Here is a 25,284-nt window from a genome sequence, read left to right as displayed (position 1 = left end):
AGAACTGTGAGCATGACAAGGCGGATTCAGGTGACGGCTCCTACCCGGTCCGCGATGTCGATCGCCCCTGTCTGGGCCCTGCTGCTGGTCGTCGGACTGTTCGTATCCGGATGCACCACCGAGCCCATCGACACCGGCGCGACCGCCACCGCGACCAGCGCGACACTGCGCTCCGGCCCCGCCACCGCGGCGCTCCCGGACGCCGACGTCGTCCCGGTCGACTCCGCCGTGGTGCCGGGCCCCCGCGCCGACCGGATCATCGCGCTCGATCGGAACGGCACGCTGGGCGACATCGTCTTCTCGCTCGGCCTGGGCACGCACGTCGTGGGCCGCGACCGTTCCACCACCTTTCCGTCGGCCTCGCGGCTGCCGTACGTGACCGAGACCGGCCACGCGATCAACCCCGAACGCGTCCTCGCGCAGAATCCGTCCATCGTCCTGGTCACCGACGACGCCACACCCGCGGGTGCGGTCGACCAGATCCGTGCCGCGGGCATCCCGGTGTCGGTCTTCACCGGCCAGCGGTCGGTGGCCGGCAGCCCCGCGCTCATCCGCGATGTGGCCGCCGCGCTCGGCGTACCCGCGCAGGGCGAGAAACTGGTGGCGCGCACCGAGAAGCAGATCGCCGACGCCCGCGCCCTCCTCCCTCGCCCGACCGGCGATCCGACCATCGGCTTTCTGTACATCCGCGGCGAACATCTGATCCTGCTCGCGGGTCCGGGTTCCGGTGCGGACGATCTCATCGAAGCGCTCGGCGGTCGCGACGCCGGCACCAAGGCAGGCCTGACCGCGCCGTTCACGCAAGTCAGCGCCGAATCGATGATCCGGGCCGATCCCGACGTACTGCTCGTGATGACCCAGGGCGCCGACTCGGTCGGCGGCCTCGACAAGGTCCTTCAGCTGCCGGCCGTGGCCGACACCTCCGCCGGGCGCAACCGGCGCATCGTCGAGATGGACGAGACGCAGATCCTCATGTTCGGTCCCGACACCGGTCTGGTCCTCAGCGCGCTGGCGAAGGCGATCTATGTCTGATCTCGCCGACCGCGCCGAGCCGCGGCACACTGACGCCGGACACGGGAACACTGCACCACGGGACCCGCGGTCCGACAGCGCTCCCGGGTTGCGGTATCGACTGACGGCCGCGCTGTCGGTCTTCCGCGGCCGCGCACTGTGGGTGATGGCGGCGACGCTCGTCCTGCTCGGCGTGGTGGTCGTCGTCTCCGCGGGCACCGGACAGGTACACATTCCGCCTCTGGAGGTGCTCGGCTCCATCGCGCACCACTGGCACCTCGACATCGGTCCCCTGCCCACGCATCCACAGGGCGAGAACGCGCTGTGGGTCTCGCGGTTCCCGCGGATCCTGCTCGGGCTGCTGGTCGGGCTCGCTCTCGGCACGGCGGGCTGCCTGCTGCAGGGAGTGCTCGCCAATCCCCTCGCCGAGCCGGGCATCATCGGCGTCTCGTCCGGAGCCGCGGTCGGCGCCTGCCTGATGATCGTGATCGGCGGCACCGGAACCAACGGCTGGGCCGTCGCCGGCGCCGCCGCGCTCTTCGGGCTCCTCACCACGGCCGGCGTCTACGTCTTGAGCATCCGTGACGGTGCGTCGTCGACGATCATGCTGGTCCTGACGGGTATCGCCGTCAATGCCTTCGCGCTCGGGATCATCGCCTATCTGACCTACGTCGCCTCCACCGCAGCCCGCGAGCAGATCGTCTTCTGGCAGCTCGGTTCGCTGGCGGGCAACGTCTCGTGGACTCAGGTGAAGATCGTCGCACCGCTCGCCCTCGCCGGCCTCGCGGGCGGAATGGTGCTGGTCAAGAAGCTCGACCTGCTCGCCCTCGGCGAAGTGCAGGCCGCCGCCCTCGGCGTCAACGTGGAGGCCGTGCGACGCCAGGTGATCGTCCTGGTCGCGATGCTCACCGCGGCGGGCGTCGCGTTCACCGGAATCATCATGTTCGTCGGCCTGATCGTCCCGCACGTGATGCGCCTACTGGTGGGCCCGCGGCACGCCCTGCTGCTTCCGGCGAGCGCCCTGGGCGGCGCACTGGTGATCGCCGCCGCCGACCTCGCCGCGCGCACACTCACCGGCGGCGAACTGCCGCTCGGCATGCTCACCTCGCTGATCGGCGGCCCGGTGTTCTTCCTCCTGCTGCGCCAGCGGAATGCGGCGGCACGATGGTGACCGGGCAGACCGCCGTGCACGGCGGAGTCGTCGCCGAGGGCGTCACCGTCCGGATCGGCCGCCGGGAGATCGTCCACGGCGTCGACCTGGCCGCGCACCCCGGCGAGATCCTGGCCCTCGTGGGCCCGAACGGATGCGGGAAGTCGACCCTGCTGTCCGCGGTCTCCGGAGTCCGCGCACCGGAGTCCGGGACCGTGCGCATCGGCGACATCGACGTCCACCGGGCCGACTCGCTCACTCTCGCCCGCGCCCGCGCGCTCGTGACGCAGCAGAACCGGGCCGACACACCGTTCACGGTGCGCGAAGTGGTCGAGATGGGCCGATTCCCGTGGACCCGCACCCCGCAGGCGGTGCAGTCGGAGGAACTGATCGACGCCGCGATCGCCGAATGCGGGCTGGAAGATCTACTGAATCGGCCGTTCCCGCAGCTCTCCGGCGGGCAGCAGGCACGAGTCTCGCTGGCCCGTGCGCTGGCGCAGGACACACCGGTCCTGCTGCTCGACGAGCCCACCGCCGCACTCGACATCGGGCACACCGAACAGGTCCTGACGATCCTGTCGCGCCGTGCGGCGGCGGGCGCCACGGTGATCCTCGTGGTGCACGATCTGACGCTCGCGGCCGCCTACGCCGACCGCGTCGCCGTGATGAAGGCCGGACGGCTGCTCGCGACCGGCGCCGTCGACGAGGTGATGACCGCCGACCTGCTGTCGGAGACCTACGATCATCCGGTCCTGATCTGGGACCACCCCGACACCGGCGAACGGATCATCACACCCGCGCGGTGAACCGCAGGCTACGGCCGGTAGCCCGCGGGGATCGCGTCGAGGAAGTCGCGCGTCACATTCACCGAATTGGTGGAGTCGCCGCCGAGCACGATGAGAGTCGCGAACGCGATGTCGCCGCGATAGCCCGCGAACCACGCGTGCGATCCGCCCGCGACCTCCGCCTCGCCCGTCTTGCCGTACACCTCGCCCGATCCGGCGATCGAGGTCGCCGTTCCCTCGGTGACCACCGCGCGCATCATCGGCCGCAGCCGCTGGTACACCTCGTCCGACAGCGCGGCCTGCGGGCCGGTCACCGTCGTCTCGCGTCCGTCGATGAGCTGCGGGACCTGAGCCCTGCCGGTGGCCGCGGCCGCGGCCACGAGCGCCATGCCGAGCGGGCTCGCCAGCACCCGGCCCTGTCCGAAACCGTCTTCGCTGCGGGCCACCAGCCCGGGTTCGACGGGCACCGAGCCGGACTTCACGTCCAGACCGGGCACCCGGTACACCTCTCCCAGCCCCATCGCGGCGGCCGCGTGGGTGAGATCGGTGGGCCCCATCCGGCTGGCCAGGTCGGCGAAGGTGGTGTTGCAGGAGTGGGCGAAGGCGGAGCGCAGCGGCACCGCCCCGAGCGAGAAGCCGTCGTAGTTCGGGATGGAACGCTCACCGATGTGGATCTCGCCGGGACACGGCACGATCGCGTCGGGATCGGTCATCTTGTCGTGGAAGGCCGCCGCGGAGGTGACCATCTTGAAGGTCGAACCCGGCGGGTACAGACCGGAGGTGGCGATGAGGCCGTCACGATCGGCATCGCGGTTCTGGGCGATCGCGAGGATCTTGCCGGTCGACGCCTGCAACGCCACGAGCATCGCCTGCTTCCCCTGGACGGCGTTCACCGCGCGCTGCGCCGCGTCCTGCACCGACCGCGACAGGGTCAGCAGGACCGCGGGCGCGGGCGTGCCCGACTCGTCGGCGACCACGTCGGCGACCAGTCCGTTGGGGTTGAGCACCGAGACCCGCCACCCGCTGGACCCGGTGAGGCCGCCGGAGACCTCGTCCTTGACCTTCGCGAGCACCGACGGTGCGAATCCGGGGTCCCGCGGAACCAGAACGGCCTGGTCCTCGGTCACGATTCCCGGCACGGCCAGCCGGTCGCGCAGCCGGTCGAAGTCCGCGGTCTGGATCCGGCCGATCGGCAGCGGATCGCTCCGCGCCGTCGACTTCTCGGCGATCGCCTGCGGGTCGAGTCCGGGGATCAGGGGACCCAGGACGTCCACCAGACGGTGCGCCGAATCGCTGACGCCTCCCCCGGCCGCGGCCTTCGCGGCGTCGAACGACACCCCGACCACGGTGCCGTCGACCATCACCTCCGAACCGTCGGACTCGTTGACCGCCGCCCGCGGCGGACTGGTCTGCGACATCGCCAGCCGCTGGTCGGCGCCGAGCTTGGGATGGATCGCCGACGACTTCCACCGCACCGACCAGCCGGTGTCGCCGCGGCCGAGCGCGATGTTCGCCGAGTACTCCCACGATCTGCCGCCGGCCAGGGTCCAGGTGTAGGTGACGGGCACGTCCGCGACGTCCTGATCGATCCGCACCCGCCCGGCGGTCGCCGACATCGAGTCCGCCGCCAGTCCGGTCCACGTCTGCGCGAGCTGATCGCGAGCCCGGTCCGGATCGGTGGTGACCGCCCCCGCGCCGGAGAAGTCGCGGTCGGCGAACCGGTCGAGGAAGGTCTGAACAGCCGACCGGGGACCGTCGTCCTGCGTCGTACACGCCGTCAGAGTCGCCAGCAGCGCCAGCACCACGACGAGGCACGGCACCGTCGACCGGCTGCGATGAGGGCGACGCACGCGCGCTCGGAGTGTACTGGGCATCGGCCCGATCATAGAGGACGAGCGGGCGGTGGCCGTCAGTCGACCAGGACGGTCGCGAAGGTGCCGACCTGCTGGAATCCGACCCGTTCGTAGGTGTGCCGGGCGGCGGCGTTGAAGCTGTTCACATACAGGCTCGCGATCCGGCCCTGGCGGGCGATCGCCGCGGCCACCGCCGCGGTGCCCACCACGCCGTATCCCCTGCCGCGCCAGTCAGGATCCACCCAGACGCCCTGGATCTGGCCCACCTTGCGGGACATGGAACCGATCTCGGCCTTGAACACCACGCGGTCTCCGTCGAATCGGGCGAATACGCGCCGCGCCGAGATCAGGGCCGCGAGCCGCCTCCGGTACGACCTGCCCTCGTCCCCGGCCCGCGGATCGACGCCGACCTCGCCGATGAACATCTCGACTGCCGCCGGGAAGTAGGCGTCCAGATCGGCCATCGTCACCAGGCGGACCTGCGGATCGGGCGCGATCTCGGGGTAGCCCGTGAGCGCGAGCAACGGCTGGTCGTCGCGGATCTCCCGCGGGGGACCCCATGCCGGCGCGACGCGGTCCCACAGTCCGAGGACCAGGTCGGCCGATCCCACCACCGACGAGCACAGACGCGGCGACGCCAGTGCGCGGTCGGCGAAGACGTCGAGATCGGTCGCGCCGCCGATCAGCGGCATCAGATTCGCACCCGAGAAGGCGAGTGACTCGCTCGGCTGCGAGGCGGTCCACATCTCGCCTCCGAGGAAGCGGGGCGAGAGCCCGTACGCCTCCACCCGTGCCGCGACCATGCACGACGCCACCGGGTCGAGGTCGAGTGCGCGGGCCACCGCGTCGGCGTCTTTGGCGCCGAGCGGCCGGTCACCGAGGATCCCCAGCACGGCCCACCTCCCTGCTCACTTCAGTTCAGCAGCATCCCGACGTGACAGCGGATCGCTACGTCACGGTCACGACCGGGGCGCCGCTTCCAGTCTCCCCCGACTCCTCGGCGATACGCAGCGCTTCGGTGATCAGAGTCTCGACGATCTGTGCCTCGGGAACGGTCTTGATGACCTCGCCCTTGACGAAGATCTGGCCCTTGCCGTTACCCGACGCGACGCCGAGGTCGGCTTCGCGGGCCTCGCCCGGCCCGTTCACCACGCAGCCCATCACGGCCACGCGGAGCGGGATCTCCATGCCCTCCAGTCCGGCGCTGACCTCGTCGGCCAGTTTGTAGACGTCGACCTGCGCGCGGCCACACGACGGGCACGAGACGATCTCCAGCTTCCGCGGGCGCAGGTTCAGCGACTGCAGGATCGCGTCGCCGACCTTGATCTCCTCGGCCGGAGGCGCCGACAGTGAGACGCGGATCGTGTCGCCGATGCCCTCGCTCAGCAGCGCACCGAAGGCCACGGCCGACTTGATGGTGCCCTGGAACGCCGGTCCGGCCTCGGTGACGCCGAGGTGCAGCGGGTAGTCGCACTGCGCGGCCAGCTGACGGTAGGCCTCGACCATCACCACCGGGTCGTTGTGCTTCACAGAGATCTTGATGTCGCCGAAACCGTGCTCCTCGAACAGGCTCGCCTCCCACAGGGCCGACTCCACCAGAGCCTCCGGCGTCGCCTTCCCGTACTTCTCCAGCAGTCGCTTGTCGAGGGATCCGGCGTTGACGCCGATCCGGATCGGGATGCCCGCGTCGCCTGCCGCCTTGGCGACCTCCTTGACGCGGCCGTCGAACTCCTTGATGTTCCCCGGATTGACGCGCACGGCGGCGCAGCCGGCGTCGATCGCGGCGAAGATGTACTTCGGCTGGAAATGGATGTCGGCGATCACCGGGATCTGCGACTTGCGCGCGATCACCGGCAACGCGTCCGCGTCCTCCTGGCGGGGGCACGCCACCCGGACCATGTCGCATCCGGAGGCGGTGAGCTGCGCGATCTGCTGCAGCGTGGCGTTCACATCGTGTGTCTTGGTGGTGCACATGGACTGCACGGAGATCGGGAAGTCGCTGCCGACGCCGACGTCGCCGACGTGGATCTGCCGCGTCTTGCGTCTGGGAGCGAGCACCGGCGGCGGTCCGGCGGGAATCCCGAGACCGATCGATTGAGTCATGTTTCCTCTCCTTGGCACCGTGATCGGCGACACCGTGATCGGCGGGCGCGCCGGCGCGGTCACCCCTCGAGTCTACCGACCCCGGCGCCACCGTGCGCACCGCGTCGACCGGGCCGATGTCCAGGGATTTGGACAGTTCAGCGGCCTGCGGACACGGCAGCATCAGTGCTGCAGATCACTGTCTGCGCCCCTGTCCGCACGTCCGAATCACCCGTCCCTGTCCGCCACCTCTGCCGAACGGAACCGCCCATGACGACCACCACCCCGAGAATCACCATCCCGACGCCCCCGCACCGCACCTCCGCGAAGAACGCCGGCCGACAGGCGGCGCTCGTCGCCGGCGCCCTCGCACTGGCGATGACCGCCCAGTCGGCGACGACGCCGGCAGCGGGTGCCGATCCCGCGTCGTCGGGCAGTCCGGAGTATCTGGTCGTCGGCGCGAGCGGCACGCCCGGCGTCACCGTCCTGAAGGCCCAGGGGCCGCGGCTGACGAAGGTGAGCACCGCTCCGACGAAGACCTCGTTCTCCCTCTCCCTCCGGCCGCATCCCAACGGGAAGTGGGTCTACAGCGCCGGGGTGGCCTCGTCGAACATCCAGGCGTGGCACCTCACCTCCGCAGGCCGGCTGGTCCCGTTGGCGGGCGGCGGCATCACCGACGCCGGCGGTCCCGTCACCGGCCTCGGCTTCAGTCCCGACGGCCGCTACCTGGTCGCGACCGTTGGCTCGGTGCGCACCACCCTGGTGACCTACCGGGTCTCGAGCACCGGCGGGTTGACGCCCGTCAGCCGGACCGATCAGCCGAACCCCGTCAGCGCCCTGGGCCATCCGCTCTTCACACCGGACGGCAAGCACGTCTACGTGCCGAGCTTCGTGGCCTGCACCATGGACGCGTACTCGTTCAGCGACTCGGGCAAGCTCACCCACATCGGGACCACTCAGGCCGCGGGGCTGATGCCCGCACTCGGCCAGGTCACGCCCGACGGCAAATACCTGTACATCGGCAACGAGCAGTCGCACAACATCAACGGCTGGCGCATCAACCGGAACGGCACGCTGACGCCCATCGGCGCCCCGTTCGTCGGGCTCGTGCCGCACGGCATGGCGGTGACCTCCGACAGCAGGTACGCCTACGCGCCGATGACGATGGGCATGAATGTGGCCTCGTTCCGGATCGGCCGGAACGGGACGCTCAACACGGTCGCGTCGACGCCGACCGGGCTCACCAGCCCGCCGGCCCGAGTGGTCCTCAGCCAGGACCAGAAGTGGCTCTACGTCATCGACGTCGCCTCGCTGACCGGGCTCACCTCGCACGTGAGCGCCTACCGCCGCCTGTCCGGCGGCCGTCTGGCGAAGTCCGGCACCTCCGCCGACACCGGCCTGGTGTTCACCGACGGCGACACCGCCTTCACCATCCGTCCCTCGGCGTGACGGCGGGCGCCCCGGCCCGGACGCGCTCGGGGCGCCTGGCGGTGACGGCGTCAGAACACCTTGATCGGGTTGACGATGTCGGCTGTCACGGTGAGGATCATGAACCCGCCCATCACGGCCACCACCGCGTAGGTGATCGGCAGCAGCCGGTAGTAGTCGACCGGACCCGCCGCGATCTTGCCGAAGCGGCGGCGCACGGTGTTGCGGATCTTCTCGTAGAGGGCGATCGCCATGTGTCCGCCGTCCAGCGGGAGCAACGGGATCAGGTTGAAGGCGCCCAGGAAGAAGTTCACGCTGAGCAGCAGCCCGAAGAACATGTCCCAGTAACCGTGCTCCACGGCCTGTCCGCCGAGGACCGATGCGCCGACCACGCTGACCGGACTGTCGACGGCGCGCTCGCCGCCGGTGACCGCGTGCCACAGGCCGGTGACCTTGGACGGCAGCGAGATCAGCGCCTTGAAGGTCTCGCTGAAGATGTCGCCGGTGAAACGCAGCGCGCCGCCCCAGATGCTGCCCGCGCCGTAGTGCTCGACGTAGGCGGTGTCCAGGCCCACGCCGATGGCTCCGACCTGTGCGGGGCGCAGCGCGCCGCCGTCGCCTTCCACCATCCGCTGGACCGGGGTCACCGGCACCGTCAGATCCATCCGGTGGCCGTCGCGCTCCACCGTGAGGGCGACGGTGCCGGCGGACTGCTGGACGCGTTGGATCATGTCGGACCGGTCGGTGACGGTGTGGCCGTCCACCGCGAGCACCTGATCGCCGACCTGCAGTCCGGCTGCCGCAGCCGGGGCCGTTCCCGTGCACGCCACGGGCACTCCCTGCGCATCGGTGGTGGTGGCCACGCACTCCAGCGACTTCACGTACACCGGTTGATCGCCGATGATCGGCAGGCCCCACCCCAGACCCAGCACCACGACGAGCGCGAAGCCGAGGATGAAGTTCTGGACGGGTCCGGCGGCGAGAACCACGAGCCGTTTCCAGGTCGGCTGCGCGTACATCGCGCGTTCGCGTTCCTCGTCGGTCAGATCCTCGTGGGGCGTCATGCCCGCGATGTCGCAGAAGCCGCCGAGGGGCACCGCTTTCACGCCGTACTCGGTCTCCCCGCGCCGGGTTGACCACACCGTGGGACCGAAGCCGACGAAATAGCGGCGCACCTTCATTCCCGTCGCCTGCGCGGCCCACATGTGACCGAGCTCGTGCCAGGCGATCGAGATCAGCAGTGCCAGCGCGAAGAGCGCGACGCCGAGCACCAGACTCACTGATCGTCTCCCTCAGACCCGTGGGAGCACCGGGCCCCGCTTGACTGTGTTCGTGCCGGCCGCGTCCGTGCCGAGTGTGTTCTTCCCGACTACGAGCGCGCCGTGACGTGCTCCGCGGCACGCCGCCGCGCCCACTGGTCGGCGGCCAGCACCTCGTCCAGGGTACCCGGCCGCGATGACCACTGATCGGCGTCGGCCAGCACGTCCGCGATGACGCCGACGATCCGCGGGAAGTCGATGGCGCCGGCGAAGAATCCCTCCGCCGCCACCTCGTTGGCGGCGTTGTACACCGCCGTGAGGCTGCCGCCTGCCTTTCCGGCGCTGCGTGCGAGACGGATCGCCGGGAACACCTCGTCGTCCACCGGCTCGAAGGTCCACGTGGACGCGGTGGTCCAGTCGCACGCCGACGACGAGCCGGGGACGCGGTGGGGCCAGCCGAGGGCCAGTGCGATCGGCAGCTTCATCGACGGCGGCGACGCCTTCGCGATGGTGGCTCCGTCGACGAAGGTCACCATCGAGTGCACGATCGACTGCGGGTGAACGGTGACGTCGATGCGGTCGTAGTCGACGCCGAACAGCAGGTGCGCCTCGATGACTTCGAGGGCCTTGTTGACCAGCGTCGCCGAGTTGAGGGTGATCATCGGACCCATCGACCAGGTGGGATGCCTGCCCGCCTGCTCGGGCGTCACACCGCGCACCTGCTCGGCGGTCCACCCGCGGAACGGCCCCCCGGACGCCGTCAGGACGAGTCGCTCCACCTCGTCCGCGGTGCCGCCGCGCAGGCACTGCGCGATCGCCGAGTGCTCGGAGTCGACCGGCACGATCTGACCCGGCGCCGCGGCGTCGAGCACCAGGGCGCCGCCGGCCACCAGCGACTCCTTGTTCGCCAGTGCGAGCCGCGCCCCCGACTCCAGGGCGGCCAGGCTCGGGCGCAGACCGATCGCTCCGACCACTCCGTTGAGGATCACGTCGGCCTCCACCGACTCGATCAGCCGGACCATGGCGTCGGGTCCGCCGAGCACCGGGCCGCCCAGCCGGTCGCCGAGCACGACGGCGGCGTCGGCGTCGGCGACGGCCACCCGCTGCGGCGCCAGCCCCGTTTCGGCGACCTGCCGCTGGAGCAGTTCGAGGCTCCCCCCGCCGGCCCCGAGGCCGACCACCTGGAACCGGTCCGGGTGCTCGGCGACCACTTCGAGGGCCTGGGTGCCAATGGATCCCGTGGATCCGAGAATCAAAACACGCGTCGTCACACCCGACATTGTCGCGCACGCGGGTCGGGTTATGCTGTAGGCCGGACTACTACCGGTCGTCATAAGGAGTGAACGTGGCAAGCACTGAGGTCGAAACCATCGATACCGGATGGGTTCACGAGCCCGCCGACGCCCCGTCGGCTCGTTTCGGCTGGCACGGTGTGGCCCGCCGCTCGATCGCGATCGCTTCCTTCGTCACCGCGATCATCCTGCTCGGCATGCTCAAGGGTAATCACGTCGGCCACATCGAGGACATCTTCCTCATCGTCATCGCCGTGGCACTGATCGGTTACACCGTCTACGAGATGATTCCGCGCAAGGGCGTCTGGAAGCGCTGACCCGGCTGCGCAGGCACAGTCACCGGAATACCTGAAAGACCCGGACGCCACGTCGTCCGGGTCTTTCTCGTCTCTGTCCGTGTATGACGCGCCTACTTCTCTTCGGCGGCGAGCTGACCGCACGCCGCGGCGATCTCCTGCCCGCGGGTGTCGCGGACCGTGCACGACACCCCGTGTTCGCGCACCCGGCGGACGAACTCGGCCTCCACCGGTTTGGGGCTGGCGTCCCACTCGGATCCGGGCGTCGGATTCAGCGGAATGAGATTCACATGGACGAGCGAACCGAGCGCGGACCGGAGCTTGCGTCCCAGCAGGTCGGCGCGCCACGGCTGATCGTTCACATCCCGGATGAGCGCGTACTCGATCGACACGCGCCGGCCGGTCGTGTCCGCGTAGTAGCGCGCGGCCTCGAGCACCTCGGCGACCGACCACCGGTTGTTGACCGGCACCAGGGTGTCGCGCAGTTCGTCGTCGGGGGTGTGCAGCGACACCGCGAGGGTCACCGACAGCCCCTCGTCGGCCAGGCGGCGGATCGCCGGCGCGAGACCCACCGTCGACACGGTCACCGACCGCGCCGAGATGCCGAAGCCGTCGGGCGCCGGGGACGTGATCTTGCGGACCGCGTCCACCACGCGCCGGTAGTTCGCGAGCGGCTCCCCCATGCCCATGAAGACGATGTTCGACAGCCGGCCCGGCTCTCCGACCTCACCGTCGCGCAGTGCTCGGGCGGCGGCCCGGACCTGGTCGACGATCTCGGCGGTCGACAGGTTCCGGTCGAGTCCGCCCTGACCGGTCGCGCAGAACGGGCACGCCATACCGCACCCGGCCTGTGAGGAGATGCACAGAGTATTCCGCTCGGGATAGCGCATCAGGACCGATTCCAGCAGCGTGCCGTCGTGCAGGCGCCACAGCGTCTTGCGTGTGCTGTCGTCGTCGCAGGAGATGTGCCGGACGGGTGTCATGAGCGTCGGGAAGAGCGTGCGCGCGACATCCTCGCGTGCGCCCGCGGGCAGGTCGGTCATCTCCTGAACGTCGGCGGTGAGCCGGCCGTAATAGTGTTTGGCCAGCTGATTCGCCCGGAACTTGGGCAGCCCGAGCTCGGCGGCCGCCTCGATGCGGCCCTGCTCGTCGAGGTCGGCGAAATGCTTCGGCGGCAGGCCGCGCTTGGGTGCGTCGAAAACGAGGGGCAGAGAGCTCACACCGACCATTGTCTCATGCGACGATAGAGGCATGACCACACCTGATCCGAAGCACGGGGACCGATTCGACGAGACGTCCGGCGGCGCGGAGCCACACGAGGTCGCTCCGGTCGAGGGGTCGCAGCAGTACGGCACCGTCGATCCGGTGAAAGCCGAACGCCGACGGGTGGCCGCTGCGGCCTCCGCCGCATCCGGCACACGTACTCAGGCGACGTACGTCGGATGGGTGCTCGGGGTGCTGGTCACGATCCTGTTGATCGTGTTCATCGTCATGAACCCCGACTCGGTGGAGATCGACCTGATCTTCTTCAAGGCCGACCTGCCACTCGGCGTGAGCCTGCTGATCGCCGCCATCGCGGGCGCCCTGATCACCGCACTGCTCGGCGGCGCGAGGATCTTCCAGCTCAACCGGGCGCTGAAGAAGGCGCGCAAGCACGGGTAGCGCTCGCCGCCCCGCTCCTCACAGCAGCCAGGCCAGCACTGCCCAGGTGATGAACGCCGAGGGCAGCAGCGAGTCCAGACGGTCCATGATGCCGCCGTGACCGGGCAGCAGCGTGCCCATGTCTTTGATGCCGAGGTCGCGCTTGATCTGGGACTCGACGAGGTCGCCGGTGGTGGCGACCACCACCAGCAGCGGACCGAGCACGAAACCGATCCACCAGTGCGAGGTGTCGAGGATCCACACGACGCAGGCGAGTGCGCCGAGGGTGCCGACGACAACCGATCCGGCCAGTCCCTCCCACGACTTCTTGGGACTGATCGCGGGCGCCATCGGATGCTTGCCGAACAGCACGCCCGCCACATAACCGCCGACGTCGGAGCAGACCACCACGATCATCAGGGTGAAGACGCGGAGCGCACCGTCCTCCTGGCGTACCAGGTAGGTGCCGAAGGTCGCGAGCATCGGCAGCCACGCCAGCACCAGGATCGCGACCGACAGATCGCGCATGTAGTTCACCGGAGCGTTCGACAGACCCTGTGCGAACAGCTTCCAGACCATCATCACCAGGATCGTCGCCGCCATCGCGACGAAGGTCCCGGCCAGTCCGAACGGCCACGACAGCCAGATCATCGCCTGTCCACCGGCCAGCAGCGGGATCACCGGGACCGCGAAACCGCCGTCCCGCAGCCGCTTGACGACCTCCCAGGTCGCGATCGCCAGTGCGACAGCGACGACGCCGTACCAGCCGTCCGGGGCCAGCAGCAGCACGGCGATGAGCAGACCGCCCAGGATGCAGCCGACGCCGATGGCTGCCGGGAGGTTCCGGCCGGCCCGGGAACTCCCCCCGGAGGGTTTCTCAGCCTGCTCCGGTGTACTCGTCATACCTCGAGCAGCTCAGCTTCTTTGTTCTTCACGAGCTCGTCGACCGCATCGGTGTAGGTGTGCGTGGTCTTGTCGAGTTCCTTCTCGGCGCGCGTCACCTCGTCCTCGCCCGCGTCGCCGTCCTTCTGGATCCGCTTGAGCTCGTCGACGGCCTTGCGTCGCACGTTGCGGATCGCGACCTTGGCGTCCTCGCCCTTGCCGCGCGCCTGCTTGCCGAGCTGCTTGCGGCGCTCCTCGGTGAGCTGCGGGATCGCGACGCGGATCACCGTGCCGTCGTTGGTCGGGTTGACGCCCAGGTCGGAGTTCCGGATGGCGGTCTCGATGTCGTTCATCGTCGACTGCTCGTACGGCTTGATGACGACGAGCCGCGGCTCCGGGGTGTTGATGCCCGCCACCTGGGTGATCGGAGTGGGAGCGCCGTAATAGTCGATGACGACTTTGTTGAACATCGCCGGGTTGGCACGCCCGGTGCGGATGGAGGCCATGTCGTCGCGCAGGTGGGCGACGGCCTTCTCCATCTTCTCCTCGGCGTCGAGCAGCGCTTCGTCGATCATGATGAGTCTCGTTCCTTCTTTTCGTCGCGGTGGAAGTCTGGGATCGGCAGTGGTCAGGAGGCCTGCGGGGTGCGCACCAGCGTGCCGATCGGTTCACCCGCGACCGCGCGGGCGATGTTGCCGCGCTCGAGGAGATTGAACACCAGGATCGGCATGTTGTTGTCCATGCACAGGCTGAACGCGGTCGCGTCGGCGACCTTGAGCTGCTTCTCGATCGCCTCGCGGTGGCTGATCTCGCGATACAGTTCCGCGTCCGGGTTGCTGCGCGGGTCGTCGGAGTACACGCCGTCGACGGCCTTGGCCATCAGCACCGCCTCGGCCTTGATCTCGAGCGCGCGCTGCGCAGCGGTGGTGTCGGTGGAGAAGTAGGGCATGCCCATACCCGCACCGAAGATCACCACGCGGCCCTTCTCGAGGTGACGTACGGCGCGCAGCGGCAGGTACGGCTCGGCGACCTGACCCATGGTGATGGCGGTCTGCACGCGGGTGGTGATCCCCCGCTTCTCCAAGAAGTCCTGCAACGCAAGGCAGTTCATGACGGTGCCGAGCATCCCCATGTAGTCCGAGCGCGAACGGTCCAGACCGCGCTGCTGCAGTTCGGCGCCGCGGAAGAAGTTACCGCCGCCGATCACGATGCCGATCTGGACGCCCGAGGAGACCACCTCGGCGATCTGGTCGGCCACGGTGCCCACGACGTCCGGGTCGAGCCCCACGGAACCGCCACCGAACATCTCACCGCCGAGCTTCAGAAGCACCCGGGAGAAACCTGCTCTGCCCTCTTCGGCGGTCGACTGCGATTCGCTCATCTCTTCCTTCGCTCGAGTGTCGGCACAAACTCTCTCCATCTTAGGGCGTCGATCGTCCCGCATACGCACTCCGGCCCCGGAGTCGCCCTCGCGGGTCGATTCCGGGGCCGGAGACGCATGCGGCCTAGCGGACTAGGACTGGCCGACCTCGAAGCGGGTGAACGCGACGACGGTGGCGCCGGCCTCGTCCAGGATCGCCTTCACGGTCTTCTTCGAGTCGGTGACCGACGGCTGGTCGACCAGGACGACGTCCTTGTAGAAGCCGTTGACGCGGCCCTCGACGATCTTCGGGAGCGCCTGCTCGGGCTTGCCCTCGGCCTTGGCGGTCTCCTCGGCGATACGACGCTCGTTCTCGACGACGTCCGCGGGGACCTCCTCGCGGCTGGCGTACTTGGCGCGCAGCGCGGCGACCTGCATGGCGGCGCCGCGAGCGGCCTCCGCGGCGGTGTCGCCCTCGCCAGTGTAGGAGACCAGGACGCCGACGGCGGGCGGCAGGTCCGAGGCACGCTTGTGCAGGTAGACGGCCACCGGGCCGTCGTACGACGCGACGCGGCGCAGGACCAGCTTCTCGCCGATCTTGGCCGAGAGCGCCTCGACGGCGTCGGCGACGGTGCCGTCGCCGAGCTTCGCGGCGAGCAGAGCGTCGACGTCGTTGCTGCGCAGCTCGATGGCCGCACCCAGGATGTCGTCGGCGAGCTTCTGGAACTCGTCGTTCTTGGCGACGAAGTCGGTCTCGCTGTTGAGCTCGATCATGACGCCGTCACGGGCGGCGACCAGACCCTCGGCGGTGGAGCGCTCGGCACGCTTGCCGACGTCCTTGGCACCCTTGATGCGCAGCTCTTCGACTGCCTTGTCGAAGTCGCCGTCGTTGTTCGCGAGGGCGTTCTTGCAGTCGAGCATGCCCGAACCGGTCATTTCGCGCAGACGCTTGACGTCCGCCGCGGTGTAGTTCGCCATAGGTGGCGACCCTCCTTTGTCGATTTGTGATCGAGAGACAAGATTCTCCGGCGGGGTGATCACCCCGCCGGAGAAGGGGCCCGGCTCATCGTGCTCGGGGCCCGTTTCCTGCTTCTCGGCAGTTCTTATTCTGCGGCCGGAGCCTCGGTGGCGCCATCGGTGGCCGGTGCGGCCGCCGGAGCGGTCGCCTCAGCCAGGAGTTCCTGCTCCCACTCCGCCAGCGGCTCGCCCTCGCCGGCCTCCGGCTTGGCGTCGCCCGCGGTCTGGCCGGCACGCGCCTGAACGCCCTCGGCGACGGCCGAGGCGATCACGCGGGTCAGCAGAGCGGCGCTGCGGATCGCATCGTCGTTCGCCGGGATCGGGTAGTCGACGACGTCCGGATCGCAGTTGGTGTCCAGGATCGCGATGACCGGGATGTTCAGCTTGCGAGCCTCACCGACGGCGATGTGCTCCTTGTTGGTGTCGACGATCCACACGGCCGAGGGAACCTTGGCCATGTCGCGGATACCGCCGAGCGTGCGCTCCAGCTTGTTCTTCTCACGCGTGAGCATGAGGATTTCCTTCTTGGTGCGACCCTCGAAGCCACCGGTCTGCTCCATGGTCTCCAGCTCCTTCATCCGCTGGAGACGCTTGTGCACGGTGTTGAAGTTGGTGAGCATGCCACCGAGCCAACGCTGGTTCACGTACGGCATGCCGACGCGGGTGGCCTCGGCGGCGACCGACTCCTGAGCCTGCTTCTTGGTGCCGACGAACAGGATGGTGCCGCCGTGGGCGACGGTCTCCTTGACGAACTCGTAGGCGCGGTCGATGTACGACAGCGTCTGCTGCAGGTCGATGATGTAGATGCCGTTGCGGTCGGTGAAGATGAAACGCTTCATCTTCGGGTTCCAACGGCGGGTCTGATGCCCGAAGTGTGCGCCGCTGTCAAGCAGCTGCTTCATGGTCACGACAGCCATGAATATGTCCTCTCTCGCAGTTGTCACCGGCGCTCGGGTCGAGCTCCGGTCCTGGCGCCCGCCATCGGCGAACACACCCGGAGGTATCCGGGACCGCGTGTTCCGATGTAGCTTCTCGCGGGCGCGCGAAGTCACCCAAGACATGCCTGGGTGCGTCGCCAGACTACTCCGATGCGCGATCACCAGCCAAATCAGCGTCTCGGGCGACGACGGCCGCGCGACACGCCGATGGAGCCGAACCGCCGCGCCGTGCGTCTAAGTCCTATGAGGAGGTCCTATGGGGAGTCTCAATACCCGGCGTCGCGCCACCGCCATCGCGCTGGTGTGCGCGAGCGCGCTGCCTGCCGGCCCCGGCGCGGCGTCCGCGCAGCGTGCGTATCACTGGCCGCTGGCCCCGCGCCCGCCCGTGGTCCGCGGATTCGATCCGCCGGCTGAGCGCTGGCTCGCCGGGCACCGCGGCGTCGACCTGGGAGCACCCGCCGAGTCCGCGGTGGTCGCGGCCCGCGCCGGAACGGTCACCTTCGCCGGACCCGTCGCCGGCCGTTCCACCGTCACGGTGCTGCACCCCGACGGGATCAGCACCATGTATGAGCCGGTGGTGCCCCGCGTGCGTCGCGGCGAGCACATCCGAACCGGTCAGCTGGTCGGTGTGCTGCAAACCGGTCACGAGGGGTGCTCCGCGACGGCCTGCCTTCATTGGGGCGCTCGTCGCGGCAGCGGGCGGAGCGTCCGCTACCTCAACCCGCTGAGCCTGCTCGGGTTGTCGACCGTGCGGCTCAAACCACCCCGCTGACGCTGCCGGGTCGGTGATGCGGCCGGTCTCATTCACGACCGCGGGTGCGCCTGTTTGTGGACCGCGCGCAGTCGTTCCACGCTGACGTGCGTGTACAGCTGCGTGGTCGACAACGACGAGTGCCCCAGCAGTTCCTGCACCACCCGCAGATCGGCGCCTCCCTCCAGCAGGTGGGTGGCCGCACTGTGACGCAGTGCGTGCGGGCCCACCGACCGTCCCGCAGCCTCGGTGGCCCGATGCACCACCGTGCGCGCCATCCGCTGATCGAGCCGTCCTCCCCTGACGCCGACGAACAGGGCCTCCCCCGAGGCGGCGGTCGCGAGCGCCGGGCGCCCACGGCGGCGCCAGGCGTCCAGCGCCGATGCGGCAGGCGCACCGTACGGCACCACCCGCTGCTTGTCGCCCTTGCCGATCACCCGGATCGCGCGGCGATCGTCGTCGACATCGCCGACGTCGAGCCCGCACAGTTCTCCGACACGGATGCCGCAGCCGTAGAGCAGTTCGAGAACCGCACGGTCGCGCAGCGATACCGGGTCGTCGGACGAGGGTCCGTCCGGCGCGGCGGAGTCGACCCGTCGCACCGTCGCCTCGATCGCGTCCGCGGCTTCCTCGGGAGCAAGCACCGCCGGCAGCACCCGGCGCGCCTTGGGCGCCTGGAGGCGCACCGCGGGGTCGACGGACATCTCGCCTTCGCGCGTGGCCCATTCGCAGAACGTCTTGACCGACGACACCCGGCGCGCGACGGTGGTCCGCGCGGCGCCGCGGCGCGAGATCTCCGCCAGCCAGGCGCGGAGCAGGTCGAGATCGACGTCGGTGAGCCGAACTCCGCGCGCACCGGCGAACGCCGTGAGGCCGCGGATGTCGGCGAGATAGGCACGAACGGTGTGCTCACTGCGCCCGGACTCGTATCGCAGGTGCGCTGCGAAGCGATCGAGGAGGTCGGCCATGACTCGATCCTAAAGTCTCACCACATGCACCACATAGACCTCAGCAGCATCAGCGGGCGGATCACGGCAGCGGGGTCGCCCGTGCGGCGGAGCCCCGCGCGGCGATGTCCGCGACTCCCACCGCCGCGGCCAGGAGCGCGACGAGTCCCGCGAACACCAGGCCCGATTCCCGCATTCCGATGGCGAGCGACAGTGCGCCGACACCGATGGCCGGCACGGCGAGCATGAGGTACAGGCCCGCGAAGAAGGCCGAGGACACCGCACCGCGCTGGGCGGGATCGACGCGCTCCACGGTCGCCGCGAGCCCGGCGTTGACGCACAGACCGGCGGATACGCCGAGGACGATCGGCGCGATCAGCAGCGCGGCGAGCGATTCGGCGGAGAGCGCCACCGCGAGAACGGCGGCCGCGACCACCAGTCCGCCGCATCCGGCCTGCATGGCTGCGCGCGACGAGATCCGGCGCGCGACGAACTGACCGACGACCATGAACGCGAATGCGAGGAAGACCACCAGACCCGCCACAGTGTGCGAACCGATGCCGAGGTAGCGCACCAGGAACAGGGCCGACACCGCGGTGAGGACACCGCACACGGCGAACCCCGCGCCCGCGGCGAGGACGCCCCGGACGAACGCTCCGCGGATCGGTGCGGGAACGGTCAGTCGCGGCGCCTGCAGTCGCAGCGGCGCGGGGTCGGCCGGGGCCGGCGTGAACGCACGGAGTGTGACGAACGCCAGTACCGACAGCCCCAGGTGCACCGCGTACGGCAGCGTCAGCGGAGCCGACGAGAGATCGGCGACGACCCCGGCGAAGAGGGTGCCGACACCGAGGCCGCCGGTGTTGACGGCGATCGCGAGCATTCCTGCGCGCGCTTTGTCTGCGGGACCGACCAGATCGATCACCGCGGCCGTGCCGGTGCCGCTCATCAGTCCGGCACTCAGTCCCGACACGATCCGGGCCGCGATCAGCAGCGGAAGCGACAGCGGCAGCAAGAACATGACCGCACTGATCACGGCGAGGACCAGGGCGGTCAGCAGGATCGGGCGGCGGCCGATCTGATCGGACAGCCGTCCGAAGACGATGAGCGCGAACATCACGCCGAAGGCGTAGACGGCGAACAGGATCGTCACCGTGAACTCGGTGAAGTCGAGCCGCTGCGAATAGAGCGAGTACAGCGGGGTGGGAAGGGTGGTCCCCATCATCGTGACCAGGAAGGCGAAGGCCGTCGCCAGGACGGCTCCCCGCCGCGCGGGCGCGGAAATCATGAACACTCCACCATTCGCTGAGAACATGCGTTGACTATTCAGAACATGCGTTGACTGGGCGACCGTCGACGAGACAAAGCGGTTCGTAAAGGAAGCTAGCAGCGGATGCCGGTGTGGTATCCCCCACTCGTGCGAAAAGTACTTAACCTCGGTTACCTATTTCGCGCTAAGTTTCCTGATGCCTCGCGTTCCCCGGCCTGGCGTCATCCTTCTTTCGAAAGCTCCACCGCCCCGTGACATCCCCCAGTACCTCCGCCGACCACCACGACACGGCCGAACACCCGCGCCTGGCCGTCGCAATCCTCTGCGCCGCCGGAATCGTGGTGGCGCTGATGCAGACGATCATCGTGCCGCTGATCCCCGACCTGCCGGCCATCCTCGGCACCTCACCGACCAATGCGTCCTGGGCGCTGACGATCACGCTGCTCGTCGGTGCGGTGGTGACGCCCATCTCGGGCCGCCTCGGCGACATGATCGGCAAGCGGCTGGTCCTCATCGCCAGTCTCGGCGCGGTAGCGGCGGGATCGGTCGTCTGCGCGCTCTCGTCGGGGCTGGCACTGTTCCTCATCGGACGCGGAGTTCAGGGTCTGGGCATCGGCACCATCGCGGTCGGCATCAGCCTGATGCGCGACATCGTGCCCCCGGCGCGCCTCGGCTCGTCCATCGGCGCGATGTCGGCCTCGCTCGGCGTCGGCGGATCACTCGGCCTCCCGTTCGCCGCGGTGATCGCCCAGCAGGTGAGCTGGCACGCACTGTTCTGGGTGAGCGCGGCGGTCGGCGTGATCGCCGCGTCGGCCGTCGCGGCGGCCGTCCCGCGCAGTTCGATCGCCACGGGCGGGCGCTTCGACCTGGTGGGCGCGATCGGGCTCACCGTCCTGCTGAGCTGCATTCTGCTCGCTCTCTCCAAGGGCGACGCCTGGGGCTGGTCGAGCCCGGCCGTGCTCGGCCTGTTCGCCGCGTTCGTCGTCTCCTCGGTGCTGTGGTGGCGATGGGAGAAGCGCGTGGACAATCCGCTGATCGACCTCGCCACCAGCATTCGACGTCCCATCCTGCTGACCAACATCGCCTCCGTCGCCACCGGTTTCGCGTTCTACGCCATGCAGATCATGCCGATCCAGGTGCTCGAGGCCCCGACCTCCACCCAGACCGGCGTCGGACTGACCATCGTGGAGGCCAGCCTCGTGCTGATGCCCTCCGGGCTGGTGATGTTCGCGTTCTCCTACGTCAGCGCGTGGATGACGCGGCGCTTCGGCGCACGGGTCTCACTGGCCTCCGGCGGCGTGGTGATCGGGGTCGGTTACCTGGGCTTCCTGCTGATGATCGCGGGGCCCTGGCATCCGACGTGGGGATTCATGGTCATCGTGAACTGCTTCGTCGGTGCCGGCCTGGGCGTCGCGTATTCGGCGATGCCCGCCCTCATCATGGACTGGGTCCCGGTGACGCAGACCGGGGAGGCCAACGGCGTCAACGCACTGATGCGATCGGTCGGCACGTCCACTGCCACGGCCGTGATCGGCATGATCCTGGCCGCGTCCGTCGAGACCGTCTCGACGACCGGCGGGGCCGTCGCCGTACCCTCCACGGACGCCTATGTGTGGGCGTCGATCGTCGCGCTCGTCACGTGTGCCCTGGCGACTGTCGCCGCGCTGGGCGTGCCCGCGAGCCGGCTCCGCGACGAACGCGTCGTCTGAGCCGCCCGCCCGTCACACGTGCGATTCGGCCTTGCGCAGTTCGGCCTTCCACTGGCGGAAGCCCTCTTCGGTGCGGCCTCGGCGCCAGTAGCCGGAGATCGACGCCGCGCGCTTGGCGCTCACGCCACGTTCCTTCCGCACGTAGCCGCGCAGATTCTTCATCACCGCCTGTGCCTCGCCGTGGATGAACACCTGCGGTTCACCGTCGAGCCACTGCGCGGTGCGCACCGCGGCGATGACCGGCGCGTTGTCGCCCGACCGGTCGTCGGGGGCCTCGTTGGACGGCGCCCCGCGATGCACCCAGGTGATCTCGGCACCGGCGGGAGCGGTCAGCTCCACCTCGTCCTCGGGGCCGGCGACCTCGATGAACACCTTGGCCACCGCGTCCTGCGGCATCGCTTCGAGCGCCGCGGCCAGCGCGGGCAGGCCGGCTTCGTCCGACACCAGCAGGTGCCAGGGCGCGTCGGCCATGGGCCGGTAGCCGCTGCCCGGTCCCAGGAGGGTCACCGATTCGCCCGGCCGCACGCCTGCGGCCCACGGTCCGGCGACGCCCTCGTCACCGTGGACCACGAAGTCGATCGCCAATTCCGCGGCGTCCGGCCGGTAGTGACGGACCGTGTACGTGCGCAGGATCGGCTGCTGTTCGGCGGGATACGTGTCCCGGATCGCGTCCATGTCGACCGGCCGCGGGTAATCGACGCCCTCGGGTGCGAAGACGATCTTCACGTACATGTCGGTGTCGTAGTGACCGTCCTGTCCGCCCGCGGGGCGGAAGGCGGCGAACTCGTCACCGCCCAGCCACACGCGCACCATGTGCGGGGTCAGCCGCTCTGTCCGCAGGACCGTCAACGTGGTCACCGGCTTCGCCATCTGGTCTCCTCTTTCGGCACAACAAGATTAGGGCATCCTAAGATGCTCGCTCCATCGTAGGCGTCCCCCGACGTTCCCACCACCGGCGGTGTCCCACTCATCGAGCTCCCAACCGCCACGTGCCGTCGGAGCCGGCGACATGACCGGACAGGTCGAGCGCCGCGAGGGCCCGAAGGACGTCGTCGATCGGCAGCCCCGCGGCGAACGCGATCTCGTCGACGGTGAGACCGCCGCGCGCGGGCAGCGCCTCCACCACGCGCAGCTGATCCGGACGCAGATCGTCGGTGCGGCGGCGCGGCGCCGCCTCCCGCGTGTCGCATCCGTCCGGGCTCGCGAGCGAGATCGCGGCGCCCGAATCGGCGACCAGCACGGCGTCGCCGTCGGCGATCATGGCGTTGGCACCCACCGAGGTGGCGCTGGTGACCGACCCGGGCACCGCCCCGAGCGGCCGGCCCAGCCGTTTGGCCCACGCCGCGGTGTTGGCCGCGCCCGACCGCCGTCCGGCCTCCACCACGATCACCGCGGACGAGAACGCCGCGACCAGACGATTCCGGGTGAGGAATCGATGTTTGGCCGCGGATGTGCCCGGCGGATACTCGCTGACGACGAGCCCGGTCTCGGCGATCCGGTGCAGCAACTGCGCGTGCCCGGACGGATACGTGCGGTCGATGCCGCACGCGAGGACAGCCACGGTGGTGCCTCCCGCACCGAGCGCTCCTCGATGCGCTGCCCCGTCGATCCCGTACGCCCCACCCGACACCACCGACCAGCCCTCGTCCGCCAGCGCGGCCGCCATCGCTCCGGCGACGTGATCGCCGTACGACGATGAGGCGCGCGAGCCGACCAGCGCCATCGACCTGCCCACCGCGTCACCGCACGAGGCCGGCCCGCGCACCCAGAGTGCGAGCGGAGCTCCGCCCCGCGCGGCACTGTCCGCCTGATCGAGCGCCAGCAGCTGCCATCCGGGCCAGTCCGGATCGTCTCTGGTGAGCAGGCGCGCACCGATGCGCTCACACCTGGCCAGGTCCTCCGCCGCGGTGTCGGTCGCGGCGCGCGCCTGCGTGGGTGCCAGAACGCCGCGGTGCGCGGCGGGAACCTTCCGCGAACGAACCGCCGCGGCGGCGTCCAGCGGGCCGAGTTCGGCCACCAACGCGATCAGTGCCGCACACGGCGGCTCGGCCACCGCCGCGAGGTATGCCCACGCGCGGGCCGCCTTGTCGTCGGTCACGGTCGCCCTCCCCGGTCGCGGTACAGCAGCGCCGACACGATGTCGTCCTCCCCCGGCGCGTCGCCGCCCCGCAGATCGGTCAACGTCCAGGCCAGACGCAGCGCCCGATCGGCGCCGCGCGCCGTGATCCGTCCGGTGCGCAACGCCGCCTCCAGCGGCCGGCGCACCTGCGGCCCCGGCCGGAATCGGTGCCGCAGCGCGCTGCCCGGCACCTCGGCGTTGGTGCGCCAGCCGAATTCGGACCACCTCTCCCGCGCCGCCTCGCGCGCCCGCAGCACCCGCTCGGCGATCGCCGCGCTCGGCTCACCGCGTTCGGTCAGCAGTGTGACGTCGCCGGGCGGGTCCATGGCCACGCGGATGTCGATCCGGTCCATCAGCGGGCCCGACAGCCGGCCCAGATAGCGGCGGCGCTGGATGGACGTGCAGATGCAGTCGACGTCCTTCGCGGGCGCGCACGGACACGGGTTGGCCGCGAGGATCAACTGGAAGCGCGCCGGATAGCGGGCGGTCCCGTCGCGACGCGAGATCCGGACCTCCCCTTCCTCCAGCGGCTGCCTCAGCGAATCGAGGACTTTCGGTCCCATCTCCGCGCATTCGTCGAGGAAGAGGATTCCGCGGTGCGCCCGCGACACCGATCCCGGCCGCGCGATCCCGGTCCCGCCGCCCAGCAGCGCGGTGATGCTCGTGCTGTGGTGCGGTGCCACGAACGGCGGCAGGGTGATCAACGGCCGATGCTCGGGCAGCGTTCCCGCGATCGAATGGATCGCGGTCACCTCCAGCGACTCCTCCTCGGTGAGGCTCGGCAGAATACCCGGCAACCGGCACGCCAGCATCGTCTTGCCGATGCCGGGCGGACCGGTCATCAGCAGGTGATGCGATCCGGCCGCGGCGATCTCGAGCGCGCGCCGTGCCGTCGCCTGGCCGGCCACGTCGGCCATATCGGGGATCTCCGGCGGCGCCGGCTCCGCGGTCTCGCCGTCGACGGTGTCGAGCGCGCGATCTCCGCTCAACCACGACAGCACGTCCGACAGCGACCGCGCCCCGCCGATGTCGAGCCCCGACACCAGAGCCGCCTCGGCGACGTTCTCGGCCGGCACCACCGCCCGCTCGAACCCGGCCTCCCGCGCTGCCAGCAGCAGTGGCAGCACCCCGCGCACCGGACGCACCCGGCCGTCGAGCGCCAGTTCGCCGAGCATCACCGTCCCCGGCAGCCTCGTGGTGGGCACCTTCTGCGCCGCTATCAGCACACTGACCGCCATCGGCAGATCGAAGCCCGGCCCGCTCTTGGGCAGTCGGGCCGGTGCCAGCGCGATCGTGACCTTGGTGGTCGGGAACTGTATCGCGCTGTTCGCGATCGCGGCCCGCACGCGCTCCTTCGCCTCACGCAGCGAGGTGTCCACACTCCCGCTGATGGTCAGCCCGGGCAGCCCCGCGCTGATGTTGGCCTGAATCTCGATCACATCGGCGGCGAAGGCGTTGAGCCCCACCGAGTGCACTCTCCCCAGTCCGGACATCGGG

24 protein-coding genes are annotated in these 25,284 nt (G+C 69.8%); 8 read left to right on the top strand and 16 right to left on the bottom strand.

Translation table 11 applies throughout. The features are described 5' to 3' along the window. The first annotated feature begins 30 nt into the window (after positions 1-30). From ABFX36_RS05390 to ABFX36_RS05380, 3 genes are read left to right on the top strand one after another with little or no spacing between them, the layout of a single operon-like run. On the top strand, positions 31-1,032 hold the full coding sequence (locus ABFX36_RS05390; protein ID WP_082781262.1) for an ABC transporter substrate-binding protein: 1,002 nt from the start codon (positions 31-33) through the stop codon (positions 1,030-1,032). Further along, the gene (locus ABFX36_RS05385; RefSeq protein ID WP_428832042.1) at positions 1,025-2,182 is read left to right on the top strand and encodes a FecCD family ABC transporter permease; all 1,158 of its coding nucleotides are present in this window, start codon (positions 1,025-1,027) and stop codon (positions 2,180-2,182) included. The genes ABFX36_RS05390 and ABFX36_RS05385 overlap by 8 nt, the downstream gene beginning before the upstream one ends. After that, positions 2,176-2,967, top strand: a complete 792-nt coding sequence (locus tag ABFX36_RS05380) for a heme ABC transporter ATP-binding protein (protein ID WP_006897880.1) — start codon at positions 2,176-2,178, stop codon at positions 2,965-2,967. Before ABFX36_RS05385 ends, ABFX36_RS05380 begins: the two co-directional genes overlap by 7 nt. An 8-nt stretch (positions 2,968-2,975) precedes the next feature. Here the strand turns inward: ABFX36_RS05380 and ABFX36_RS05375 are convergent, their stop codons facing one another. From ABFX36_RS05375 to ispG, 3 genes are read right to left on the bottom strand one after another with little or no spacing between them, the layout of a single operon-like run. Beyond that, complete coding sequence (locus tag ABFX36_RS05375; protein WP_346075282.1) at positions 2,976-4,820, bottom strand: penicillin-binding transpeptidase domain-containing protein; 1,845 nt, start codon at positions 4,818-4,820, stop codon at positions 2,976-2,978. Positions 4,821-4,855: 35 nt separating this feature from the next. Further along, entirely contained in the window at positions 4,856-5,692 is an 837-nt protein-coding gene (locus ABFX36_RS05370) for a GNAT family N-acetyltransferase (protein ID WP_346075280.1), read from the bottom strand. A gap of 55 nt (positions 5,693-5,747) precedes the next feature. Further along, the gene (gene ispG / locus ABFX36_RS05365; protein ID WP_006897883.1) at positions 5,748-6,902 is read right to left on the bottom strand and encodes a flavodoxin-dependent (E)-4-hydroxy-3-methylbut-2-enyl-diphosphate synthase; all 1,155 of its coding nucleotides are present in this window, start codon (positions 6,900-6,902) and stop codon (positions 5,748-5,750) included. 249 nt (positions 6,903-7,151) lie between these two features. On the opposite strand from ispG, the gene ABFX36_RS05360 reads away from it, so the two are divergent. Further along, the gene (locus ABFX36_RS05360) at positions 7,152-8,330 is read left to right on the top strand and encodes a lactonase family protein (protein WP_062366807.1); all 1,179 of its coding nucleotides are present in this window, start codon (positions 7,152-7,154) and stop codon (positions 8,328-8,330) included. A gap of 50 nt (positions 8,331-8,380) precedes the next feature. On the opposite strand, the gene ABFX36_RS05355 is transcribed toward ABFX36_RS05360, so the two are convergent. Together ABFX36_RS05355 and dxr are read right to left on the bottom strand one after the other, a co-directional pair. Beyond that, entirely contained in the window at positions 8,381-9,589 is a 1,209-nt protein-coding gene (locus ABFX36_RS05355) for a M50 family metallopeptidase (protein ID WP_045538417.1), read from the bottom strand. Positions 9,590-9,678: 89 nt separating this feature from the next. After that, the gene (gene dxr / locus ABFX36_RS05350) at positions 9,679-10,848 is read right to left on the bottom strand and encodes a 1-deoxy-D-xylulose-5-phosphate reductoisomerase (RefSeq protein ID WP_062366805.1); all 1,170 of its coding nucleotides are present in this window, start codon (positions 10,846-10,848) and stop codon (positions 9,679-9,681) included. 65 nt (positions 10,849-10,913) lie between these two features. On the opposite strand from dxr, the gene ABFX36_RS05345 reads away from it, so the two are divergent. Further along, positions 10,914-11,177, top strand: a complete 264-nt coding sequence (locus ABFX36_RS05345) for a DUF2631 domain-containing protein (protein ID WP_006897887.1) — start codon at positions 10,914-10,916, stop codon at positions 11,175-11,177. Between the two features lie 92 nt (positions 11,178-11,269). Here ABFX36_RS05345 and rlmN read toward each other — a convergent pair whose 3' ends face one another. Beyond that, positions 11,270-12,376: a dual-specificity RNA methyltransferase RlmN gene (rlmN, locus tag ABFX36_RS05340; RefSeq protein WP_039868035.1), complete on the bottom strand. Its 1,107-nt coding sequence runs from the start codon at positions 12,374-12,376 to the stop codon at positions 11,270-11,272. A gap of 31 nt (positions 12,377-12,407) precedes the next feature. On the opposite strand from rlmN, the gene ABFX36_RS05335 reads away from it, so the two are divergent. Beyond that, positions 12,408-12,818, top strand: coding sequence for a LapA family protein (locus ABFX36_RS05335; protein WP_006897889.1), 411 nt, complete (start codon positions 12,408-12,410; stop codon positions 12,816-12,818). Between the two features lie 18 nt (positions 12,819-12,836). On the opposite strand, the gene ABFX36_RS05330 is transcribed toward ABFX36_RS05335, so the two are convergent. The 5 genes from ABFX36_RS05330 to rpsB form a co-directional block, all read right to left on the bottom strand. Further along, entirely contained in the window at positions 12,837-13,700 is an 864-nt protein-coding gene (locus ABFX36_RS05330; RefSeq protein WP_006897890.1) for a phosphatidate cytidylyltransferase, read from the bottom strand. After that, on the bottom strand, positions 13,697-14,254 hold the full coding sequence (gene frr / locus ABFX36_RS05325) for a ribosome recycling factor (RefSeq protein ID WP_006897891.1): 558 nt from the start codon (positions 14,252-14,254) through the stop codon (positions 13,697-13,699). The genes ABFX36_RS05330 and frr overlap by 4 nt, the downstream gene beginning before the upstream one ends. 53 nt (positions 14,255-14,307) lie before the next feature. After that, complete coding sequence (gene pyrH, locus ABFX36_RS05320) at positions 14,308-15,060, bottom strand: UMP kinase (protein WP_006897892.1); 753 nt, start codon at positions 15,058-15,060, stop codon at positions 14,308-14,310. Between the two features lie 132 nt (positions 15,061-15,192). Continuing rightward, the gene (tsf, locus tag ABFX36_RS05315; protein ID WP_006897893.1) at positions 15,193-16,017 is read right to left on the bottom strand and encodes a translation elongation factor Ts; all 825 of its coding nucleotides are present in this window, start codon (positions 16,015-16,017) and stop codon (positions 15,193-15,195) included. 125 nt (positions 16,018-16,142) lie between these two features. Further along, complete coding sequence (gene rpsB / locus ABFX36_RS05310; RefSeq protein WP_346075271.1) at positions 16,143-16,973, bottom strand: 30S ribosomal protein S2; 831 nt, start codon at positions 16,971-16,973, stop codon at positions 16,143-16,145. A 277-nt stretch (positions 16,974-17,250) separates the two neighbouring features. On the opposite strand from rpsB, the gene ABFX36_RS05305 reads away from it, so the two are divergent. Then, a complete protein-coding gene (locus ABFX36_RS05305) occupies positions 17,251-17,766 on the top strand; it encodes a M23 family metallopeptidase (protein ID WP_346075269.1) in 516 nt (171 codons plus the stop codon). Positions 17,767-17,798: 32 nt separating this feature from the next. Here ABFX36_RS05305 and ABFX36_RS05300 read toward each other — a convergent pair whose 3' ends face one another. Continuing rightward, entirely contained in the window at positions 17,799-18,713 is a 915-nt protein-coding gene (locus ABFX36_RS05300; RefSeq protein ID WP_006897896.1) for a tyrosine recombinase XerC, read from the bottom strand. Positions 18,714-18,774: 61 nt separating this feature from the next. Continuing rightward, entirely contained in the window at positions 18,775-19,977 is a 1,203-nt protein-coding gene (locus ABFX36_RS05295) for an MFS transporter (RefSeq protein ID WP_062366886.1), read from the bottom strand. A gap of 233 nt (positions 19,978-20,210) precedes the next feature. Between ABFX36_RS05295 and ABFX36_RS05290 the strand changes: the two genes are divergently transcribed. Next, complete coding sequence (locus ABFX36_RS05290; protein WP_346075266.1) at positions 20,211-21,668, top strand: MFS transporter; 1,458 nt, start codon at positions 20,211-20,213, stop codon at positions 21,666-21,668. A gap of 12 nt (positions 21,669-21,680) precedes the next feature. Here ABFX36_RS05290 and ABFX36_RS05285 read toward each other — a convergent pair whose 3' ends face one another. From ABFX36_RS05285 to ABFX36_RS05275, 3 genes are all read right to left on the bottom strand, one after another. After that, positions 21,681-22,538, bottom strand: a complete 858-nt coding sequence (locus ABFX36_RS05285) for a siderophore-interacting protein (protein WP_346075264.1) — start codon at positions 22,536-22,538, stop codon at positions 21,681-21,683. 97 nt (positions 22,539-22,635) lie between these two features. Beyond that, the gene (gene dprA / locus ABFX36_RS05280) at positions 22,636-23,766 is read right to left on the bottom strand and encodes a DNA-processing protein DprA (protein WP_346075262.1); all 1,131 of its coding nucleotides are present in this window, start codon (positions 23,764-23,766) and stop codon (positions 22,636-22,638) included. Continuing rightward, positions 23,763-25,280: a YifB family Mg chelatase-like AAA ATPase gene (locus tag ABFX36_RS05275; protein ID WP_062366794.1), complete on the bottom strand. Its 1,518-nt coding sequence runs from the start codon at positions 25,278-25,280 to the stop codon at positions 23,763-23,765. The genes dprA and ABFX36_RS05275 overlap by 4 nt, the downstream gene beginning before the upstream one ends. Positions 25,281-25,284: the final 4 nt, after the last annotated feature.

The organism is Gordonia cholesterolivorans, from assembly GCF_039531975.1.
In the GTDB taxonomy this organism is placed as follows: Bacteria; Actinomycetota; Actinomycetes; order Mycobacteriales; family Mycobacteriaceae; genus Gordonia; species Gordonia sihwensis.
Note: the sequence above shows the minus strand (reverse complement) of the source record. Positions and strands in the feature narration are given on the sequence as shown.

What these genes read in the sequence shown, in the direction of transcription:
- ABFX36_RS05385 (WP_428832042.1), top strand. Translation starts at nt 1,025, where the DNA reads ATGTCTGATCTCGCCGACCGCGCCGAGCCGCGGCACACTGACGCCGGA.
- ABFX36_RS05380 (WP_006897880.1), top strand. Translation starts at nt 2,176, where the DNA reads ATGGTGACCGGGCAGACCGCCGTGCACGGCGGAGTCGTCGCCGAGGGC.
- ABFX36_RS05375 (WP_346075282.1), bottom strand. Translation starts at nt 4,820, where the DNA reads ATGCCCAGTACACTCCGAGCGCGCGTGCGTCGCCCTCATCGCAGCCGG.
- ispG (WP_006897883.1), bottom strand. Translation starts at nt 6,902, where the DNA reads ATGACTCAATCGATCGGTCTCGGGATTCCCGCCGGACCGCCGCCGGTG.
- ABFX36_RS05360 (WP_062366807.1), top strand. Translation starts at nt 7,152, where the DNA reads ATGACGACCACCACCCCGAGAATCACCATCCCGACGCCCCCGCACCGC.
- dxr (WP_062366805.1), bottom strand. Translation starts at nt 10,848, where the DNA reads ATGTCGGGTGTGACGACGCGTGTTTTGATTCTCGGATCCACGGGATCC.
- ABFX36_RS05335 (WP_006897889.1), top strand. Translation starts at nt 12,408, where the DNA reads ATGACCACACCTGATCCGAAGCACGGGGACCGATTCGACGAGACGTCC.
- ABFX36_RS05330 (WP_006897890.1), bottom strand. Translation starts at nt 13,700, where the DNA reads ATGACGAGTACACCGGAGCAGGCTGAGAAACCCTCCGGGGGGAGTTCC.
- frr (WP_006897891.1), bottom strand. Translation starts at nt 14,254, where the DNA reads ATGATCGACGAAGCGCTGCTCGACGCCGAGGAGAAGATGGAGAAGGCC.
- pyrH (WP_006897892.1), bottom strand. Translation starts at nt 15,060, where the DNA reads ATGAGCGAATCGCAGTCGACCGCCGAAGAGGGCAGAGCAGGTTTCTCC.
- tsf (WP_006897893.1), bottom strand. Translation starts at nt 16,017, where the DNA reads ATGGCGAACTACACCGCGGCGGACGTCAAGCGTCTGCGCGAAATGACC.
- rpsB (WP_346075271.1), bottom strand. Translation starts at nt 16,973, where the DNA reads ATGGCTGTCGTGACCATGAAGCAGCTGCTTGACAGCGGCGCACACTTC.
- ABFX36_RS05305 (WP_346075269.1), top strand. Translation starts at nt 17,251, where the DNA reads ATGGGGAGTCTCAATACCCGGCGTCGCGCCACCGCCATCGCGCTGGTG.
- ABFX36_RS05300 (WP_006897896.1), bottom strand. Translation starts at nt 18,713, where the DNA reads ATGGCCGACCTCCTCGATCGCTTCGCAGCGCACCTGCGATACGAGTCC.
- ABFX36_RS05295 (WP_062366886.1), bottom strand. Translation starts at nt 19,977, where the DNA reads ATGATTTCCGCGCCCGCGCGGCGGGGAGCCGTCCTGGCGACGGCCTTC.
- ABFX36_RS05285 (WP_346075264.1), bottom strand. Translation starts at nt 22,538, where the DNA reads ATGGCGAAGCCGGTGACCACGTTGACGGTCCTGCGGACAGAGCGGCTG.
- ABFX36_RS05275 (WP_062366794.1), bottom strand. Translation starts at nt 25,280, where the DNA reads ATGTCCGGACTGGGGAGAGTGCACTCGGTGGGGCTCAACGCCTTCGCC.